Annotated in this window: 13 protein-coding genes and 1 pseudogene; 6 read left to right on the top strand and 8 right to left on the bottom strand. The window is 70.6% G+C overall.

All coding sequences use genetic code 11. The features are described from left to right. Window positions 1-136 precede the first annotated feature (136 nt). Complete coding sequence (locus tag ACIRC0_RS15270; RefSeq protein WP_403616123.1) at window positions 137-1,006, top strand: RimK family alpha-L-glutamate ligase; 870 nt, start codon at window positions 137-139, stop codon at window positions 1,004-1,006. Here ACIRC0_RS15270 and ACIRC0_RS15265 read toward each other — a convergent pair. Next, window positions 990-1,568: a hypothetical protein gene (locus ACIRC0_RS15265; RefSeq protein ID WP_403616121.1), complete on the bottom strand. Its 579-nt coding sequence runs from the start codon at window positions 1,566-1,568 to the stop codon at window positions 990-992. The two genes, ACIRC0_RS15270 and ACIRC0_RS15265, sit on opposite strands and share 17 nt — an antisense overlap. Before the next feature lie 134 nt (window positions 1,569-1,702). Here ACIRC0_RS15265 and ACIRC0_RS15260 point away from each other — a divergent pair, with 134 nt between their 5' ends. From ACIRC0_RS15260 to ACIRC0_RS15250, 3 genes are all read left to right on the top strand, one after another. Continuing rightward, window positions 1,703-2,476, top strand: coding sequence for an IclR family transcriptional regulator (locus ACIRC0_RS15260; protein WP_403616120.1), 774 nt, complete (start codon window positions 1,703-1,705; stop codon window positions 2,474-2,476). After that, a complete protein-coding gene (locus tag ACIRC0_RS15255; RefSeq protein ID WP_403616118.1) occupies window positions 2,473-3,318 on the top strand; it encodes an SMP-30/gluconolactonase/LRE family protein in 846 nt (281 codons plus the stop codon). The genes ACIRC0_RS15260 and ACIRC0_RS15255 overlap by 4 nt, the downstream gene beginning before the upstream one ends. 218 nt (window positions 3,319-3,536) lie before the next feature. After that, complete coding sequence (locus tag ACIRC0_RS15250; protein ID WP_403616116.1) at window positions 3,537-4,526, top strand: arabinan endo-1,5-alpha-L-arabinosidase; 990 nt, start codon at window positions 3,537-3,539, stop codon at window positions 4,524-4,526. Here ACIRC0_RS15250 and ACIRC0_RS15245 read toward each other — a convergent pair. After that, window positions 4,523-7,471 (bottom strand): beta-galactosidase, encoded by a 2,949-nt coding sequence (locus ACIRC0_RS15245; protein WP_403616113.1) that lies wholly within the window; start codon window positions 7,469-7,471, stop codon window positions 4,523-4,525. The two genes, ACIRC0_RS15250 and ACIRC0_RS15245, sit on opposite strands and share 4 nt — an antisense overlap. 39 nt (window positions 7,472-7,510) lie before the next feature. Between ACIRC0_RS15245 and ACIRC0_RS15240 the strand changes: the two genes are divergently transcribed. Beyond that, window positions 7,511-7,969 (top strand): RrF2 family transcriptional regulator, encoded by a 459-nt coding sequence (locus tag ACIRC0_RS15240; protein WP_388573026.1) that lies wholly within the window; start codon window positions 7,511-7,513, stop codon window positions 7,967-7,969. Between the two features lie 42 nt (window positions 7,970-8,011). Then, window positions 8,012-9,457 (top strand): M1 family metallopeptidase, encoded by a 1,446-nt coding sequence (locus ACIRC0_RS15235; RefSeq protein WP_403616111.1) that lies wholly within the window; start codon window positions 8,012-8,014, stop codon window positions 9,455-9,457. Between the two features lie 26 nt (window positions 9,458-9,483). Here the strand turns inward: ACIRC0_RS15235 and ACIRC0_RS15230 are convergent, their stop codons facing one another. The 6 genes and pseudogenes from ACIRC0_RS15230 to mmsA form a co-directional block, all read right to left on the bottom strand. Then, window positions 9,484-10,608 (bottom strand): substrate-binding domain-containing protein, encoded by a 1,125-nt coding sequence (locus tag ACIRC0_RS15230; RefSeq protein ID WP_403616109.1) that lies wholly within the window; start codon window positions 10,606-10,608, stop codon window positions 9,484-9,486. Window positions 10,609-10,726: 118 nt separating this feature from the next. Next, entirely contained in the window at window positions 10,727-11,446 is a 720-nt protein-coding gene (locus tag ACIRC0_RS15225; protein WP_403616106.1) for a LysM peptidoglycan-binding domain-containing protein, read from the bottom strand. Window positions 11,447-11,850: 404 nt separating this feature from the next. Further along, window positions 11,851-13,473, bottom strand: coding sequence for a pyridoxal phosphate-dependent aminotransferase (locus tag ACIRC0_RS15220; RefSeq protein ID WP_403616104.1), 1,623 nt, complete (start codon window positions 13,471-13,473; stop codon window positions 11,851-11,853). Window positions 13,474-13,586: 113 nt separating this feature from the next. Continuing rightward, window positions 13,587-14,685, bottom strand: a pseudogene (locus ACIRC0_RS15215) (aldose epimerase family protein). A gap of 105 nt (window positions 14,686-14,790) precedes the next feature. Next, the gene (mmsB, locus tag ACIRC0_RS15210) at window positions 14,791-16,035 is read right to left on the bottom strand and encodes a multiple monosaccharide ABC transporter permease (RefSeq protein ID WP_403616101.1); all 1,245 of its coding nucleotides are present in this window, start codon (window positions 16,033-16,035) and stop codon (window positions 14,791-14,793) included. After that, complete coding sequence (gene mmsA / locus ACIRC0_RS15205; protein ID WP_403616099.1) at window positions 16,032-17,582, bottom strand: multiple monosaccharide ABC transporter ATP-binding protein; 1,551 nt, start codon at window positions 17,580-17,582, stop codon at window positions 16,032-16,034. The genes mmsB and mmsA overlap by 4 nt, the downstream gene beginning before the upstream one ends.

Genomic DNA, 17,582 nt, shown 5'->3' with positions numbered 1-17,582 from the left:
CACAAGCTCGGCCGTTCGCGACCGAGAAGGTGACCGAAGGTGAAGGTCAACGGCCCGTGCCCGGTTCCACGCTCTGTTGTTAGCCTGCGCGGAGGCATCGTCGCGGAGCATTCGTCATACGAACAGGAGCCCAGCCGTGGCCCGAGTCGCACTCGTCACCTGCCGTCCCGGGCCGGAGGTCACCGTCGACCGCGATCTTCCGGTGCTCGTGCGGGAGTTGCGGGCGGCGGGGGCCGAGGCCGACGCCGTGTACTGGGACGACACGGACGTCGACTGGGCGGGATACGACCTGGCCGTGATCCGGTCCACGTGGGACTACAGCTGGCGGGCGGCCGAGTTCACCGCGTGGGCCGAGCGGTGCGGCAGGGCCACGCGGCTGGCCAACCCGGCGGACGTCGTGCGCTGGAACACCGACAAGCGGTACCTCGGGGACCTGGCCGCCGCGGGTGTCCCCACCGTCCCCACGGGGTACATCGCCCCCGGCGACCCCACCGACCTGCCCGGCGACCACGAGTACGTCATCAAGCCCACCTCGGGCGCCGGCGCCCGGTTCGCCGCCCGGTACGCGCCCGGGGAGCACGACATCGCCGTACGACAGCTCGCCCGCATGCACGCCGAGGGGTTCACGGCGATGGTGCAGCCCTATGTGAAGGACATCGACGTGAGCGGGGAGCGGGCGGTGCAGTTCTTCGGCGGGCGGCTGCTGCACGCCAGCCGGAAGGGCGCCGTCCTGGCGCCCGGCACCCCGTACGACGAGAAGAAGGTGGCCCACCCCGGCCTGGAGCCCTGGACCCCGACCCCGGCCGAACTCGCCACCGCCGAGCGCGCCCTGGCCGCCGTACCGGGCGGGGCGGAGCTCCTCTACGCCCGGGTCGACCTGGTGGACGGGGCGGACGGGGAGCCGTGCGTGATGGAGCTGGAGCTCGTCGAGCCGAACCTGTTCCTCGACCTCCACACCGGGTCGCTGCCCGTGGTCGTGGACGCGATCCTCACCGCTGCCCGCTGACGCCCACCCGCTGCAACAGCCCCCAGGTGAACTCCGCGGCGACCTGGTGGCGTACGCCCCGCGCGTCCGGGGCCGTGAAGGCCAGGCCCCAGCGGGTCGGGGCCGTGCCCTCCAGGGGGCGGGCGGGGGCGAAGGCGCGGGCCGCCTCGTCGACCGTGCAGGACCAGGGGGTGAGGTCCTCCAGGGTCTTCAGTGGTGGGGACGGTGCGCCCGGGGCCCGTACCAGCCACTCGTTCCACACCACCCCGTTCGGCGCCACCAGGACCTCGAAGCGCAGGTCCGGCCAGAGCGGGACCGGCCACAGCAGGGCGTCGCAGTCCAGGTCGCCGATGCGGCGGGGAGTGGTGGACTCCGGTTGGCCCAGGACCGAGCGGTACCGGGAGACGGCCGAGCGGGAGCGCGGCGAGCGGACCATCGCCTGCCAGCGCTTGTTGGCCTCGCGCATGTCCGCGATCGAGACGCCGAGCTCATGGCGGGCGTCCTCCACCAGGTCCGGATTGTGGTCGGCCATACGGCGCAGCAGGACCAGCTGGAAGTCACGGGGTGTGAAGGCGGACGGCATGCCGTCCATCCTCGCCGACCACTTGCCCGATCCCGCACTTCGCAGGACCATTGCCGCCCCAGCGCACTATGACTAGCCTGTGTTCGTCATGCCGATCGCCAGTTGAAATTTCGAACATGGAGAGGGGGCCGGTCGTGGGACGCCTCGTACCTGCCGTCACCCGGGCTCTCGACATCCTGGAGCTCTTCCTCGACGGGGACGGCACGCTGTCCGCCCCCGACATCGTGCGCAAGCTCCAGCTGCCGCGCACCACGGTGCACGAGCTCGTCACCACGCTCGCCGCGCGCTCGTACATCGTGCCGGTGCAGGGCCAGCCGGGACGCTACCGCCTCGGCGTCCGCCCGTACCAGCTCGGCAGCCGCTACGCCGAGCAGCTCGACCTCGCCGCCGAGGGCCTGCAGGTCGCCCGGTCCGTGGCCGAGACCTGCGACGAGACCGTCCACGTGGCCATCCTCGAGGGCACCGACGTCATCTACATCGCCAAGGTCGACTCCACGCACGCCGTGCGCATGGTGTCGGCGGCCGGGCGCCGGCTCCCCGCCCACTGCACCTCCGTCGGCAAGATGCTCCTCGCGTCCCTGCCCGAGCCGGAACTCGCCGCCCGTGTCCCGGACGACGCCGAGCTGGTCGCGATGACTCCCAACAGCATCACCGACCCGGCGGCCCTGCGCGAGGCCCTGGCTCAGATCCGCGCCCGCGGCATCGCCGTGGAGAGCCGCGAGTCCAACCCCGACGTCAGCTGCGTCGCCGCCCCCGTGCGCGACCGCACCGGGCAGGTCGTCGCCGCGCTGTCCATCTCCGTGCCCATGATCCGCTGGAGCGACGAGCGCCTCGCCGAGCTGGAGCAGCTCGCCGCGAAGGGCGCCGCGGAACTCTCCGAGCGGCTCGGCCACCGGAGCGTCGCATGACGACGACGTACGAGCTCGCCGTACGCGAGGACGCGGTCCTCGGCGAGGGCCCGACGTGGGACGCCGACGGCGGTCGGCTGATCTGGGTCGACATCCTGGGGTCGCGGGTGCACACCTACGACCCCGCCTCCGGGCGTCGCACGGTGATGACCACGGAGCAGCACGTGGGCGCCGCCAAGCCGCGCGCCGGCGGCGGCCTGGTGCTCAACCTCCGCGACGGCGTGGGCCTGCGCGACCCTGACGGCACCTTCCGCTGGCTGCATCGCGAGCCTGTCCCCGGCCGCCGCGGCAACGATGCGGCCGTCGCGCCGGACGGCTCCCTGTGGGCGGGCACCATGCGCTACGACGAGGCGCCGGGCGGTGGCACCCTGTCCCGGATCACCGGCGACGGCACCGTCCGCACCGTCCTCGACGACGTCGCCGTGAGCAACGGCACCGGCTGGAGCCCCGACGGCCGGCTGATGTACTACATCGACTCGCCGACCCGCCGTATCGACGTCTTCGACGTCGGCGACGACGGGCTCCCGGTGGGCGGGCGCGCCCTGGCTCACGTCGACCGGGGCTTCCCGGACGGACTGACCGTCGACGCGGACGGCTGTGTGTGGGTCGCCCTGTGGGACGGCGGCGCGATCCACCGCTACACCCCGTCCGGGGACCTGGACCGCGTCCTGGAACTGCCCGTCGAGCGCCCCACCGCATGCGCGTTCGGCGGCGCCGACCTGGCCGACCTGTACATCACCACGGCCCGTACGGGCTTGGAGGCCCCGCACCCGCTCTCCGGCTCGCTCCTCGTCGTCCCCGGCGCCGGAAAGGGCCTGGCGCAGCCCGCGTTCGCCGGCTGACCCATCGTCCGCTCAGGGCCTCCGCTCGGTCGTCACCGGGTGGGGGCCCTGAACTGTGCCGGAGTAAACGGTTCTTCCGGTTCCTGTCCGGCCCATTGACGTGAAACCGCTTCCATTCTACGGTCCCGTTCGAAGTTACGAGCATCGCACGAAATCTCGAACACGCCAGGCTCGGTCGGCAGCACGTCACGCAGCATCTCCCGTAAGGAGACCGTCCGTTGAAGCGCCTCAGACTCGCGGCGATCCCGGCCGCCGCCCTCCTCGCCTTCCTGCCCTCCACCGCCCAGGCCGCCGACTACCCCGACCCGCTCCCCCTCACCGGCCAGCAGATCATCCACGACCCGACCGTCCACCACCTCGAGAACGGCCTCTACGTGGCCTACTCCACCGGCGGCGTCATCGGCGCCCGCCTCTCCAAGGACCTGCGCCACTGGGACGACGCGGGCAACGCCTTCGCCGAACCGCCGAGTTGGTGGTACGAGTACAACTCCACCGGCGACCCCTGGGCACCCGACCTGTCCTACCGCGACGGCCGCTACTGGCTCTACTACGCCGTCTCCTCCTGGGGCACCAACCACTCCGCGATCGGCGTCGCCACCTCCCCGACCGGCATGCCCGGCACCTGGACCGACCACGGCAAGGTCTTCACCTCCGAGACGACCGACGCCTGGAACGCCATCGACCCGGCGGTGATCCCCGCGAACGGCAAGCTGTGGATGGCGTTCGGCTCGTACTGGACCGGCATCCGCATGGTCGAACTGGACCCTGCGACCGGCAAGGCGATCCCCGGCGCCACGGTGCACCACCTGGCGACCCGCCCCGACGCCCCGTACGCCGTCGAGGGCGCCTACGTGGTCAAACACGGCCCGTACTACTACCTGTTCGCCTCCTACGACGCCTGCTGCGCCGGAGTGAACTCCACGTACAAGATCAGGGTCGGCAGGTCCACGTCGGTGACCGGCCCCTACACCGACAGCACCGGCACACCCCTGCTGAACGGCGGCGGCGACCTGTTCCTCGCCTCCCACGGCCGCTACATCGGCCCCGGCGGAGAGTCCGTCTTCCGCGACCAGGGCGAGGACTGGATCGCGTACCACTACTACGACGCGGACGACAACGGCACACCCGAGCTGGGCCTGAACCCGCTCGGCTGGACACGCGACGGCTGGCCCACGCTCGAGCAGCCCTCGTCGACCATCCGCCACTAGAACGACGGGCCCGGAAAGCCGGGGGAGTCCACCAGCGTCACCGGGACTCCGCCGGCCGCCCGTCCCAGCAGCGTCAGCTCGACGGCGCCCGGCCCCGACGGGGTGGTCCCGTCGGCGAGGACCGCCAGCGCGAGCGTGTTCGGGCCCCGGGTGTCGAGCACACCGTTCGGCAGGACGAAGGTGTGCTGGGGACCCACGTCGTTGATGTACTGGCCCATGTTCCAGCCGTTGAGGAAGATCTGCGCCCGGTAGGCCCGCGCCGGATCGTCCGTCAGGGTGAGCCCGATGGACGCGTCCGTGCCGGGGTCGACGGCCAACCGGAACCGCGTCCGGTACCAGACCACACCCTGCCCCCGCTCGGCACGCGGAAGCGCGACCGCCTCCCAGTCGCCGTCCGGGAAACCGGGCAGATGCCAGCCGTGCCGCTCCCCATAGAGCCCGCCGTTGTTCAGCGGGCCGCGCACCGGGTCCGGGGCGGCCTCGCCCTGGATCCGCCAGCGCACCGCGGGCGACGCCCCGCCGAAGGCGACGGAGGCCAGGCCCCGGCCCGCCTTGTGGCTGTCGTTCGCCCCGCCGTCCTCGTCGTGCTGCATGCGCCGGACCAGCACGGACAGCACATGCGGCCCGTCACCCGGCGCGATGGGGAACGTCGCCGTGGCCGACCACGTCCCCCGCCGCACCGTCCTCGCGTCCGGCACGGGCATCCGGTGGGTGCCCAGCGGCCTCCCGTCCAGCCACGCCATCAGCAACCCCTGTGTGCCGGACACGTACGCCAGCGACACGGACCCGGCGCCCGCCGCTCCCTCGAAACGGCCCCGGTACCAGACGTCCCCGTAGTGGAAGCCGTAGTCGTCGGCGAAGAGGACGGGCTGTCCGGCCGGCACGGGAGTCGTGGCGTACGACGTCGTCCGGTCGGCCGTCCGCCACGCCGAGTCGTCGAAGCCGACGGCGGCCTCGGGGTTCTCCGCCCTCCGGCGCCACCCGGTCAGCGCGGGCAGCCGGACCGGTGCCGCGCCCGGCAGCCGCCGGGTGGCGCGCAGACTGCCGGACGGGGTGCCGCGCGCGGGCACGGGAGCCCCGTTCCAGACGACCTCGGTCACCCCGGACGGCGCCCACACCTCCAGATCCGCGTCGTCGACCGTGTCGCCGGTGAGCTGTGCGGTGGTGCCGCGACGCTCGGCGGTGCGCAGCAGAGGGGGCCCGTACACCAGGAACGGCCCGGACGGTGTGGAGTGGGGCCACAGCCGTACGGACGTCTCGTCGTCCGCGAGGAGGAGCAGCAGCGGACGTGCCACGCCTCCGCCCTCCACCAGCACCCGGACGAGCCCGCCGAGCCGCACGTCCAGGCGCAGGGCGCCCCGCGCGTACGTGTGTGCCGCGTCCCCCTCCAGCACGGTGACCCTCGGCTCGCGCGCGCACTCCAGGACGGTCGTCGTCGCCTCGCCCGAACGGCCCGTGAACACGGCGAGGTCCTGCCGCCCGACGGCCAGCCGCAGCATGGGCTGCGCGGAGGAGTACCGCAGCGTCCGCCGCCCGAGCGAGATCCCGGCGGCCAGCAGCCGGGCGTCGAGACCGGGCACGGGCACCCGGACGGTGGTCCCGGCGACGGGGACGGCGGCCTCGGCTTCAGCGGAGGAGTCGTTGCGCAGCACGTACACATGCGCCCCGGTGTCCGGACCGACCAGGTGATACGCCCTGAGCGCCGAGCCGCCGCCGACGTCGACGTCCTCCGCCCGGTCCAGCTCGGCCAGCTCCGGCACGGTGTGCAGCAGGTGCCCGATCTGGTGCATCGGGACCAGCTTGGCGGTCGGCTGCCTGGCCTCGTCGAGGGCGGCGCCGTAGTCGTACGACGTGTAGACGACCGGCGCGGGCAGCCACCCCCACGACGTGCCGCCGAACGTCATATACACGTTGTGGATCTTGATGCCGTTGGCGAGGTTGGTCAGGTGGAAGCGCCGCTCGTACGCCGCGTCCCGGGTGCGGCGCGACTCCGCGTACCCCTTCCCGCCGAACTCCACCCCGCCCCAGGGGTCGAACCAGCCGCCCCCGAACTCGGCCAGGAAACCCGGCGTGCCGGGACTCGCTGTGGACCCGCCCGGCCCGAAGTACCCCCAGTCCGGCGGCGTCCGGAACGGCGACGGATACCCGTCGAAGCCGTACAGCCAGCGCCCCCGCTCCGCGCCGGTGTCGAAAGTGCCGGGCGCCCAGTAGCCGTTGCGGCCCTTGTCGTTGTGGAAGAGCGGCACATCGATGCCGTCGGCGCGGACCTTGTCGTACAGGTGGGCCATGTAGTCGCGGCCGGCGGCCTCGGTGACGTGGTTCGCGTACTCGTTCTCGAGCTGGTAGAGGACGATCGTGCCGCCGCCGTCCGTGTACAGATGCCGTACGGCGATCCGGTTGACGGCCGTCAGCCACTCGTCGACGTACGCGAGGTACGTCGGATCGGAGGTGCGGGCCGTGCCCGGCGTCGCGGTCAGCCAGCCGGGGAAGCCGCCCGCGTCGACCTCGGCGTTGATGTAGGGGCCCGGGCGCAGGGTCACGTACAGACCGGTTTCGGCGGCGGTACGCAGGAACAGGTCGAGGTCGCGGACGCCCGTGAAGTCATGGCGGCCGGGGGCGGAGGAGTGGAAGTTCCACGCCACATAGACGCTGACGGTGTTGTACCCGTGGCCGCGCATCTTCTGCAGCACGTCCCGCCACAGCGACGGGCTCGGTAGCCGGAACGGGTGCATCTCGCCCGACCACAGCACGACCCGCCGGCCGTCGACGAGCATCGAGTACCGGTCGAAGCCGACAGTGTGCGCCCGTCCGTCCGCCCGAGGCGGACCTGGGGGCGGCCCTGTCGGGGCGCTCGCGGTGGCGCACACCTCACCGCTGCCGCCGAGCGCCAGACCGAGCGCGGCGGTGCCGGTGATCATATGGAATGTACGTCTGCTCATCGCCACGTCAGGATTGTCACCCGTGGCAGGCATCAGAATGGCCGCATGAGGATCTCGGCACGGGCGGATTACGCGGTACGGGCGGCGCTGGAGCTGGCCGTGCGCGAGGGCACCGCCCCGGTGAAGGCGGAGACGGTCGCGGCCGCGCAGGGCATTCCGCACAAGTTCCTGGAGGGCATCCTGGGCGATCTGCGCCGCGCGGGCCTGGTCACCAGCCGACGCGGCGGAACCGGCGGCTACGCCCTGGCCCGGGAGCCGTCCGCGATCACCGTGGCGGACGTCATCCGCGCGGTGGACGGGCCGATCGTGTCGGTACGGGGGGAGCGGCCCACGGGCCTGACCTACACGGGCTCGGCGCAGCCGCTCCTGCCCCTGTGGATCGCCCTGCGGGCGAACGTACGCAAGATCCTCGAGGGCGTCACCCTCGCCGACATCGCGACGGACACCCTCCCGGAACCGGTCCGCCGCCTGGCCGCGGAACCTGCGTCGTGGGAGAACCCCTGAGGACGGGCCGACGTCATAAAGGGGGGAACACAAGGGGGGAACGTGCCACAACGCCTGGCGCTCGGAAGGACCCGAGGGGCAGACTCCCCGCGGCGCGCCCTGCTCCTGGCGCTGCTGCTCTTCGCGAGCGTCGCTTGTTCCGGACCGGAGCGGACGACCGTCGGGCAGCCGGGCGCGCCCGGTGTCGAGGACGCGCTCTTCCCGTCAGCGGGCAACGGTGGTTACGACGTCTCTCACTACGGTCTTGCGCTCACCTATGTGCCCGAGACCAACCACCTCGAGGGCTCCGCGGTGATCAGCGCGCGCGCCACTCAGGACCTGAGCCGCTTCAACCTCGACCTCACGGGACTGAGGGTGCGGCACGCGGCGGTGAATGGCGTGGAAGCGCGGTTCAGCCGGTCCGAAGGCGAGTTGACGCTGACGCCCTCCCACGTGATCGGGAAGGGGAGGACCTTCACGGCCACCATCCGGTACGACGGCAACCCCAGGACGCTCAAGGATGCGGACGGAGCGGTGGAGGGCTGGCTCGAGACGGACGACGGGGCTGTCGCCCTCGGTGAGCCGAACGGCTCCGCCGCCTGGTTCCCGGGCAATCACCACCCCTCGGACAAGGCCGCCTACGACATCACGGTCACTGTGCCCGATGACGGCGACGGGGACTCCTATGTCGCCGTCAGCAACGGGGAGCTGATGAGCAAGGAGGTGGAGGAGGACCGCGTCACCGTGCACTGGCGCAGCACAGAGCCCATGGCGAGCTACCTGGCCACCATCGCGGTCGGCTCCTTCGACATCGGCGAGGGCAGGACGGCCGACGGCGTGCCGGTGTACGTCGCCGTCGATCCCGACGAGGCCCAGGACTCCAAGAAGCTGCGGAGCTCGGTCTCGGACATCGTGACCTGGGCGAGCGACCGCTTCGGGCCGTATCCCTTTCGCTCGACGGGCGCCGTCGTCGACCATCTCCCGGATCTCGGATACGCCCTGGAGACCCAGACCAGACCGTACTTCGGCTCGGTTCCCGACGAGAGCCTGCTGGTACACGAGTTGGTACACCAGTGGTTCGGCAACTCCGTCACGCCACGCGCCTGGAAGGACATGTGGCTCAACGAAGGATTCGCCACCTATGCGGAGTGGCTCTGGCAGGAGCACACGGGCGGCGACACCGCGCAGCAGGTCTTCGACGCCTTCTACGAAGGTGTCCACCCCGAGAGCGACGGCATCTGGGACTTTCCCCCGGCGGAACCCCCCAGTGGCGTCCGGGTGTCCGACCCGCCGGTGTACGGACGGGGCGCCATGACCCTGCACAAGGTGCGCGAGGCCGTGGGGGACAGCGTCTTCTTCACGATCCTGCGCACCTGGACCGCTGAGCACCGACACGGCAACGCGGACACCGCACAGTTCACAGCTCTGTGCGAGCGCCTGTCAGGGAAGGACCTGTCCGGCCTGTTCCAGACGTGGCTCTACGGGAACGGCAGGCCTGCCGCCGCCTGAGCTGCGTTGCCGGCGCCAGTGCTCAATCAGCTCGGACGGCACAGCAGCGGCTTGGCCAGTTCCGCGCAGGGGCGGTCGCCGTGGGAGCGGATGATGTCCTTGCCGACCTCGTCGGAGAGGTAGCGCAGGAAGCCGGCGGCGAGGGAGTCGGCGGGCGGTTCGCCGTAGGTGTAGGCGTACTCGGTCTGCCAGTACGGGTACGCGCCGCCGTCGACGCCCTCCAGCGTGGCCGGGTAGCCGTCGATGCGGACGGGCTGGATGCCGGCGTCGGCCGTGGCCGCGCCGACCTCGCTGTGGCCCAGGGCGCCCGGGGTCGACGCCGCGGTGTCCAGGAGGGTCTGGGTGTCGCCGACCTCGCACCGGCCCGGCTTGGCGGCGTCCATGGCGGCGCAGTCGCTCGCCGTGACGCCCGGCAGCCGCTTGTTGCCGAGGACGCGGAGTTCCAGGGTGGTGCGGGTGCCGGAGCCGGGATTGCGGCTGACGAGGTGGACGGGCAGGTTGTTGCCCTTGACCTGGTTCCAGTTGGTTGTCCTGCCCGCGTAGATGTCCCGGACCTGCTTCAGCGACAGGTCCTTCACGCCCGCGTCCGGGCTGACCACCAGTGTGAAGAGGGAGAGGGCCACGGGCCGGGGCAGCAGCTGCGGGCGGCCGTCCTCGCTCTTCGGGCCGTCGCTGAACGTCAGCCGGTCGCCGAGGCCCTGGACGCCCGCCGGCTTCTCCTTCTTCCCTGCGGCGTCGAGGGCGTCGAGGCCCGGGACACTGCCCTTGAAGGTGTCGTCCGAGAGGGGGATGCGCGCGTCGGGGCACGTCTTCTCGTACTGCCGCGCGGCTTCCCGCAGAACCGGCGCGAACGCGGTGGACCCGGACAGGGTGAGCGTGCCCTTGGCGCAGTCCAGCGGTGCGGGCTCGGGGTCGCTGCGCAGCAGCATGTAGAGGGACTCCCCGATGAGCACGAGGACGAGGAGGACGAGCAGTACCCGGACCGGTCTGGCGGCGAACGGGTAGTACTCGGTCCTGCGCATCCTGCCGCGGCGGACCCCGCCCACGATGCCGCCGACCACCTCGGGGTCCGGGAACGTCTGCTCCGTGAAGCCCGCCTCGCGTTCCAGCACCGCCAGCACCTTGTAGTGGTCGCGACACGACAACGGCACGCCGAAACTGGGGATCAACCTGCTGGACTTCGGCAGCGGCTGGCCCGTCGCCCGCTGAACGCGGACGGGGCGGCGGCCGCACTGCGCGGCCACCGCCCCGGGGTCCGGGCCGGACGGGTCAGTAAGGACCGTTGACGTTGTCGATCGAACCGTAGCGGTGGTAGGCGTAGTTGCACGCGGCGGTGATGTTGGCTACCGGGTCGTAGATGTCCCACGAGGTGCCCGGCACGTGGTACGCGCGGAACGTCGGGTCGATCACCTGGAGGAGGCCCTTCGACGGGGTGCCCTTCGCGGCGTTGGAGTCCCAGAGGTTGATGGCCTTCGGGTTGCCGGAGGACTCGCGGATGACATTGCGGTAAATGCCGTTGTAGGACCCCGGAATACCGTGCTGCTTCATGACCGCCAGCGAGTGCTTGATCCAGCCGTCCAGGTTGTTGGCGTAGATCACGCCGCTGGAGGCCGGTGCGGTTTTCTTGGCCGGGGAGGCCACGGTTTTCTTGATCGAGGAAGAACCGGTGGGAAGAATCAGGACCTGACCCGGCCGGATGATGTAGGGGCTGGCAATCTTGTTGGCCGCTGCGATGGCCTGCCAGCCGCCCGGCACATTGTGGGCCCGTGCGATAGAGGCCAGGTGGTCGCCGAGCCGGACGACGTATGTGGTCGTACCGGCGGACGCGGCCGGAGTGCCCGCGACGGCCGAAGCGGCCGGAGCGGCGTGGGCGGCCTGGGCCGTCCCGAGCACGGCCGTGCAGGCCAGGGCGAATGAGCCGACGGTGACGGCGCTGCCGGTGGAGAACCGGCGCGCCCGGCGCGAGCGGTTGGAGGCGTGTTTGGGCATGGTGCGGTCCTTGGTCCGGGGATTGCATTGCCCGCAGTTGCCGGTTCCCCTCGACAAACAGCACCGCATTTCGTTTGCGGTGCGCTGCGGCGGGAACATTCTTAGCCGCCGGGAATAACTCGACAATTCCCGTCTTTACTAAGCAGGCTAGTTGTCGCCCGTGCCTCGGATTGGGTCATGTCTGCAAAGCCGGGGAGTTAAGGACCGGGTAAGTCACTAAGGCGCATCGTAAGTGAATTGCGTCACTCGCGGTCGAGTGGCATTTCAAGTGGAGCCGCCCGGTGGGCGAAACAGTTGCTTAGTGACGCCTTGGTATTTATAGGAGTAAATCGGACATCAGGCAATAACTCGGTGGCTTTTGTATCACCCGGACGGCTCACCCGGACGGCACCTGCGCCGCGGCCCTACCCCGCCTGCCCCATCCCCGCCGCGTTCGGCCAGGCCGGCGGGCTGGGCCAGCCGGTGGCCGGGGCCGGTGCCAGGCCGGGGATGCCGGGGGCGGGCGCGGTCACGCCGCGCACCTGGGCGGCGGTCAGACCGCCGCGCGCGGGGACGCCCGGCGGCGTGGGGCCGGTCGCCGCGGCAGCGGCGGGGACCGGGGCGGGCGCCGGGAAGGGCGCCGGAGCGGGTGCGGGGGTCGGCAGCGGAGCCGGTGCGGGTGCGGGCGTGAGCAGTGGCGCGGGCGCCGGCGGCGGGGGAGCGGCCTGAGCCGCCGCGGGCATGGGCGTTCCGCCGACGGCCGGCTGCGCGGCGGGGAGCGGCGCGGCGGCCGGGAGCCCCTGAGCGGACCCTGCGGCCTGGGCGGCGAGCCCCCGCACCCCGGCCCCGTTGGTCTGGTTGACCAGGCGGTCCACCGCCGCCGTACCCGAGCTGTAGCCGGTCCCCTGGCTCAGCTCGGGCACGGCGGCTCCCCTCCTGGACCCGTAGAGCACCTGCTCCAGGGCGGACACCAGGCGACGCACGTCCACCTGGGGGCGCACCACGAGTCGCAGGAAGCGGCTGGAGGAGCCGATCTTGTTGCCGCACTCGCGGACCAGGATCCGGTGCTCGGTGAGCAGCCGGTCGCGGACCACGGTGCCCTCGGCACCCACGGGGAGGCGCACGAAGAGGAAGTTGCCCTGGGACGGGTAGACCGTCAGGCCGGGCAGCGCCGAGAGGTGGCTGGCCATCTCCAGACGGTCGCGGCGCACCTGCTGCAGGCTCTGCTGGTACTCCGCCCCGTGCTCCTTGAGCATGAACACCACGTGCTCGGCGAAGGAGTTGAGGTTCCACTTCGGCAGCATGGAGCGGATCCGGCCCGCGAGCGACGGGTTGGCGACCAGGTAGCCGAAGCGGATGCCGTGCAGGCCGAAGTTCTTGCCGAGGCTGCGCAGCACGACGACGTTGGGCCGCAGCATGGCCTCCTGCACGACGCTGGGGTCGGCCTCGGCGTCCGCGAACTCCAGGAAGGACTCGTCCACGACGACCAGGTCGAGGTCGGCCATCTGGTCCATGAACTGCACCAGGGCGTGCTTGTACTGGTAGCCGCCGTCGGGGTTGTTCGGGTTGCAGACGACGGCGACCCGGGTGCCCCGCTTGCGGATGAACTCGGCGTACTGGGTGAGGTCCAGGGAGAAGCCGCTGGACTCCTGGAGCGGGAACATGTCGACCCGCTTGCCGGTCTCCATGGGCTGGTCGGTCCAGCGGCCGAAGGTGGGGACGGGGACGGCGAGGGACTCGCGGACCAGCAGGTGGTCGATCCAGGTGATCAGCTCGGTGGAGCCGTTGCCCATGGCGACGCACTGCGGCGGCAGCTGGAGCAGACCGCACAGCTCGGCCGTGATCGTCTCCGCGCCGCTCGGGTAGTAGGTGAGGATCTCACGCAGCTTGCCCGCCATCTCCTCGAACATGGCGGGCGTGGGGAAGTACGGGTTGCAGGGGATGCAGAAGTCCACCGGGCCGACTCCGTCGTTCTCCCGTGTCAGCGCCGCCATCGAGGGGCTGTGCGCCGAGGAGCTGCGGAACAGCGAGGTGACGTTGTCTGCCAAGGCAACCTCCGTACGGTGGGTGGCCCGTGCGGGGGAGCACGGGCCACCCACTCATACGGATACGGACGTGGCGTTGTTCAACTGGTGTGCGTCGAGTGTGAGTTCCCTCGCGTTTACGCGCTGAACGAGTGGATCGTCGTCGTCCGGTACGTCTGCCCGGGCCGCAGCACGGTCGACGGGAAGTCGGCGTGGTTCGGCGAGTCCGGGAAGTGCTGGGTCTCCAGGCACAGCGCGTCGCCCTGGCGGTAGGTGTGGCCGCCGGTGCCGACCAGGGTGCCGTCGAGGAAGTTGCCCGAGTAGAACTGCAGGCCCGGCTGGTCGGTGAAGATCTTCAGGGTGCGGCCCGAGCGCGGGTCGCGGAGCGTGGCGACGTGCTCGGGCTTCGCGGTGACGCCCTTGTCCAGGACCCAGTTGTGGTCGTAGCCCTTGGCCTGCACCTGCTGCGGGTGGCCGGCCCGGATGTCCCGGCCGACCGGCTTGGCGTGGCGGAAGTCGAAGGGGGTGCCGGCGACCTTCGCCGGCTCGCCGGTGGGGATGAGGCCCGAGTCGGTGGGCGTGTAGCGGGAGGCGGCGATCTGCAGCTCGTGGTCCTCGATGGTGCCGCTGCCCTCGCCGGCCAGGTTCCAGTAGACGTGGCTGGTGAGGTTGACGACGGTGGCCTTGTCCGTGGTGGCCTCGTAGTCGATGCGCCAGTCGCCGTGCTTGTCGAGGGTGTACGTCACCTTCGCCTTGAGCGTGCCCGGGTAGCCCATCTCGCCGTCGACGCTCGTGTAGTACAGGTGCAGGCCGACGTCGGAGCCCTCGGTGAACGGCTCGACGTCCCAGATGCGCTTGTCGAAGCCCTGCTCGCCGCCGTGCAGGCTGTTCACGCCGTCGTTGACGGACAACTGGTGGCTCTTGCCCTCCAGGGTGAACCGGCCCTTGGCCATACGGTTGCCGTAGCGGCCGATGAGGGCGCCGAAGTACGGGGTCTTCGCCACGTAGTCGTCGATGGTGTCGAAGCCGAGGGAGACGTTCTCGCAGCGGCCGTGGCGGTCCGGGATCTCCAGGGACTGGACGATGCCACCGTAGGAGAGGACCTTCAGCCGGGTGCCGCCGTTCTCCAGGGACCAGCGGTGGACCTCGGTGCCGTCGGCGAGCTTGCCGAACAGTTCCTTCACGGGTTCTCCTGCTTTCTGCTGCCTGCGCCCTGCCCGAGGTGGCCGCGGTCATGTCCGTTGGCGCCGCTCCCGCGACGACCGAGCGTCCGCCCGGTTCCACGTTCGGCTCCTGTACCGGGAAAAGGGCCCCCGCCTTTCGGCGGGGGCCCTTACCGGCTCACGAACCGGACTTGCGCTTGTTCCACACGTCGAAACCGACCGCCACCAGTAGGGCCAGGCCCTTGATGACCTGCTGCCAGTCGGTGCCGACGCTGAGGAGGTTCATGCCGTTGTTCAGCACGCCGAGGACGAGACCACCGATGATCGCGCCGAGGACGGTGCCGACACCGCCGCTCATGGACGCGCCACCGATGAACGAGGAGGCGATCGCCTCGAGCTCGAAGTTCACGCCCGCCTTCGGCGAGGCCGCGTTCAGGCGGGCGGCGACCACCAGACCCGCCAGGGCCGCGAGCACGCCCATGTTCAGGAACACCTGGAAGGTGACCCGCTTGTCCTTGACGCCGGACAGCTTCGCGGCCGGCAGGTTGCCGCCGATCGCGTAGATGTGGCGGCCGAAGACGGCGTTGCGCATGACATAGCCGTAGCCGACCACCAGGACGCCCAGGATGATGAGGATGATCGGCGCGCCCTGGTAGCTGGCGAGCAGCATCGTGAGGGCCAGGACCGCGGCGACCAGGGCGACGAGCTTCAGCGCGAACAGCCGCGCGGGCAGCACGTCGAGGGAGAACTCCCGCTGCCGGCGCCGGTCGCGGACCTCCTGCCAGACCACGGCGGCGATCATGACGAGGCCGAGCAGCAGCGTGAGGTTGTGGTAGTTGGTGTTCGGGCCGACCTCGGGCAGGAAGCCGTTGCCGAGCTTCTGCAGCCCGTCCGGGAAGGGGCCGAGGGTCTGCCCCTTGAGCAGGATCTCCGTCAGACCGCGGAAGAGCAGCATCCCGGCGAGGGTGACGATGAACGACGGTATGCCGAGATACGCGATCAGGTAGCCCTGCACCGCGCCGGCCACCGCGCCCACCAGCAGGCACAGCACCAGTGCGATGGGCCACGCCACACTGTGTTCCACGGTCAGCACGGCCGCGAAGGCGCCCACGAACGCCGTCAGCGAGCCGACCGAGAGGTCGATGTGCCCTGCGATGATGACGAGCATCATGCCGATCGCGAGGATCAGGATGTAGCTGTTCTGCAGGACCAGGTTCGAGACGTTGCGCGGCAGCAGCAGGTCGCCGCCGGTCCAGACCTCGAAGAGGATGACGATCAGGCCGAGCGCGATCAGCATGCCGTACTGCCGCATGTTGCGGCGCAGCCCGCCCAGTACCAGCTGGAGCAGGCCCCCGCCGGTGGCCGATCCGCTCTTGCCCGGCGGCGCGGGGGCCGGGGTCTTGGCGGTCACATCCGTGCTCATCGGGTTACCTCTTTGTCCTTCGTCATCTGGCGCATCAGCACTTCCTGGGTGGCCTCGGCCCGTGGAACCTCTCCGGTCAGCCGCCCGGCGGCCATGGTGTAGATGCGGTCGCACATGCCGAGCAGCTCCGGCAGCTCGGAGGAGATGAAGACGACCGCCTTGCCCTGCGCGGCCAGCTGGTCGATCACCGTGTAGATCTCGTACTTGGCGCCCACGTCGATGCCGCGGGTGGGCTCGTCCAGGATCAGCACGTCCGGTCCCGCGAAGATCCACTTGCTGAGGACGACCTTCTGCTGGTTGCCGCCCGACAGCTTGCCCACCGGCTCGAACACGGTCGGCGCCTTGATGTTCATGGACTTGCGGAAGCCCTCGGCGACCTGCCGCTCCTCCTGCTCGTCGACCACGCCCCGCTTGGCGACCTTGTTCAGGGCGGTCAGCGAGATGTTCCGGTTGATGGTGTCGATGAGGTTCAGGCCGTAGTGCTTGCGGTCCTCGGTGACGTACGCGATGCCGTGCGCGACCGCCTCCGCGACCGTCTTCGTACGGATCTCCTTGCCGTCCTTGAGGACCGTGCCGCCCGCGTACCGGCCGTAGGTGCGCCCGAAGACGTTCATGGCCAGCTCGGTACGGCCCGCGCCCATCAGCCCCGCGATGCCGACGATCTCCCCGCGCCGCACCTGGATCGACACGTCGTCGACGACCTTGCGCTGCTGGTCGATCGGGTGGAACACGGTCCAGTTGCGGATCTCCAGGGCCGGCGCCGCGCCCTCCTCCGCCTCGTGCGGGGAGCGCTCGGGGAACCGGTGGTCGAGGTCGCGGCCGACCATGCCGGCGATGATCCGCTCCTCGGTGGTCTCCGGCGCCTTGACGTCCAGCGTCTCGATGGTGCGGCCGTCGCGCAGGATCGTCACCGAGTCGGCGACCTTGCGGATCTCGTTCAGCTTGTGGGAGATGATGATCGAGGTGATGCCCTGGTTCTTCAGCTCCAGGATGAGATCGAGGAGCTTGCCGCTGTCCTCGTCGTTCAGGGCCGCCGTCGGCTCGTCCAGGATGAGGAGCTTCACGTCCTTGGAGAGCGCCTTGGCGATCTCCACGAGCTGCTGCTTGCCCACGCCGATGTCGGCGATCCGGGTCTCCGGGTGCTCGTCGAGACCGACGCGGCGCAGCAGTTCGGTGGCGTGCTTGAGCGTCTCGTTCCAGTTGATGAACCCGCGTGCGGCGTGTTCGTTGCCGAGGAAGATGTTCTCGGCGATGGAGAGGAACGGCACCAGTGCCAGCTCCTGGTGGATGATCACGATGCCGTGCTGTTCGCTCGCCCGGATGTCCTTGAAGTGGCAGACCTCTCCCTCGAAGAGGATCTCCCCCTCGTACGTGCCGTGCGGGTGGACGCCGGAGAGGACCTTCATCAAGGTCGACTTGCCGGCGCCGTTCTCCCCGCAGATGGCATGGACCTCGCCCTGACGGACAGTCAGATTGACGTCCGACAGTGCCTTGACGCCGGGAAAGGTCTTGACGATCGAGCGCATTTCCAGGACGGGTCCCGCCAT

It is taken from the genome of Streptomyces sp. NPDC093984, assembly GCF_044764595.1.
Taxonomy (GTDB): Bacteria; Actinomycetota; Actinomycetes; order Streptomycetales; family Streptomycetaceae; genus Streptomyces; species Streptomyces cynarae.
Note: the sequence above shows the minus strand (reverse complement) of the source record. Positions and strands in the feature narration are given on the sequence as shown.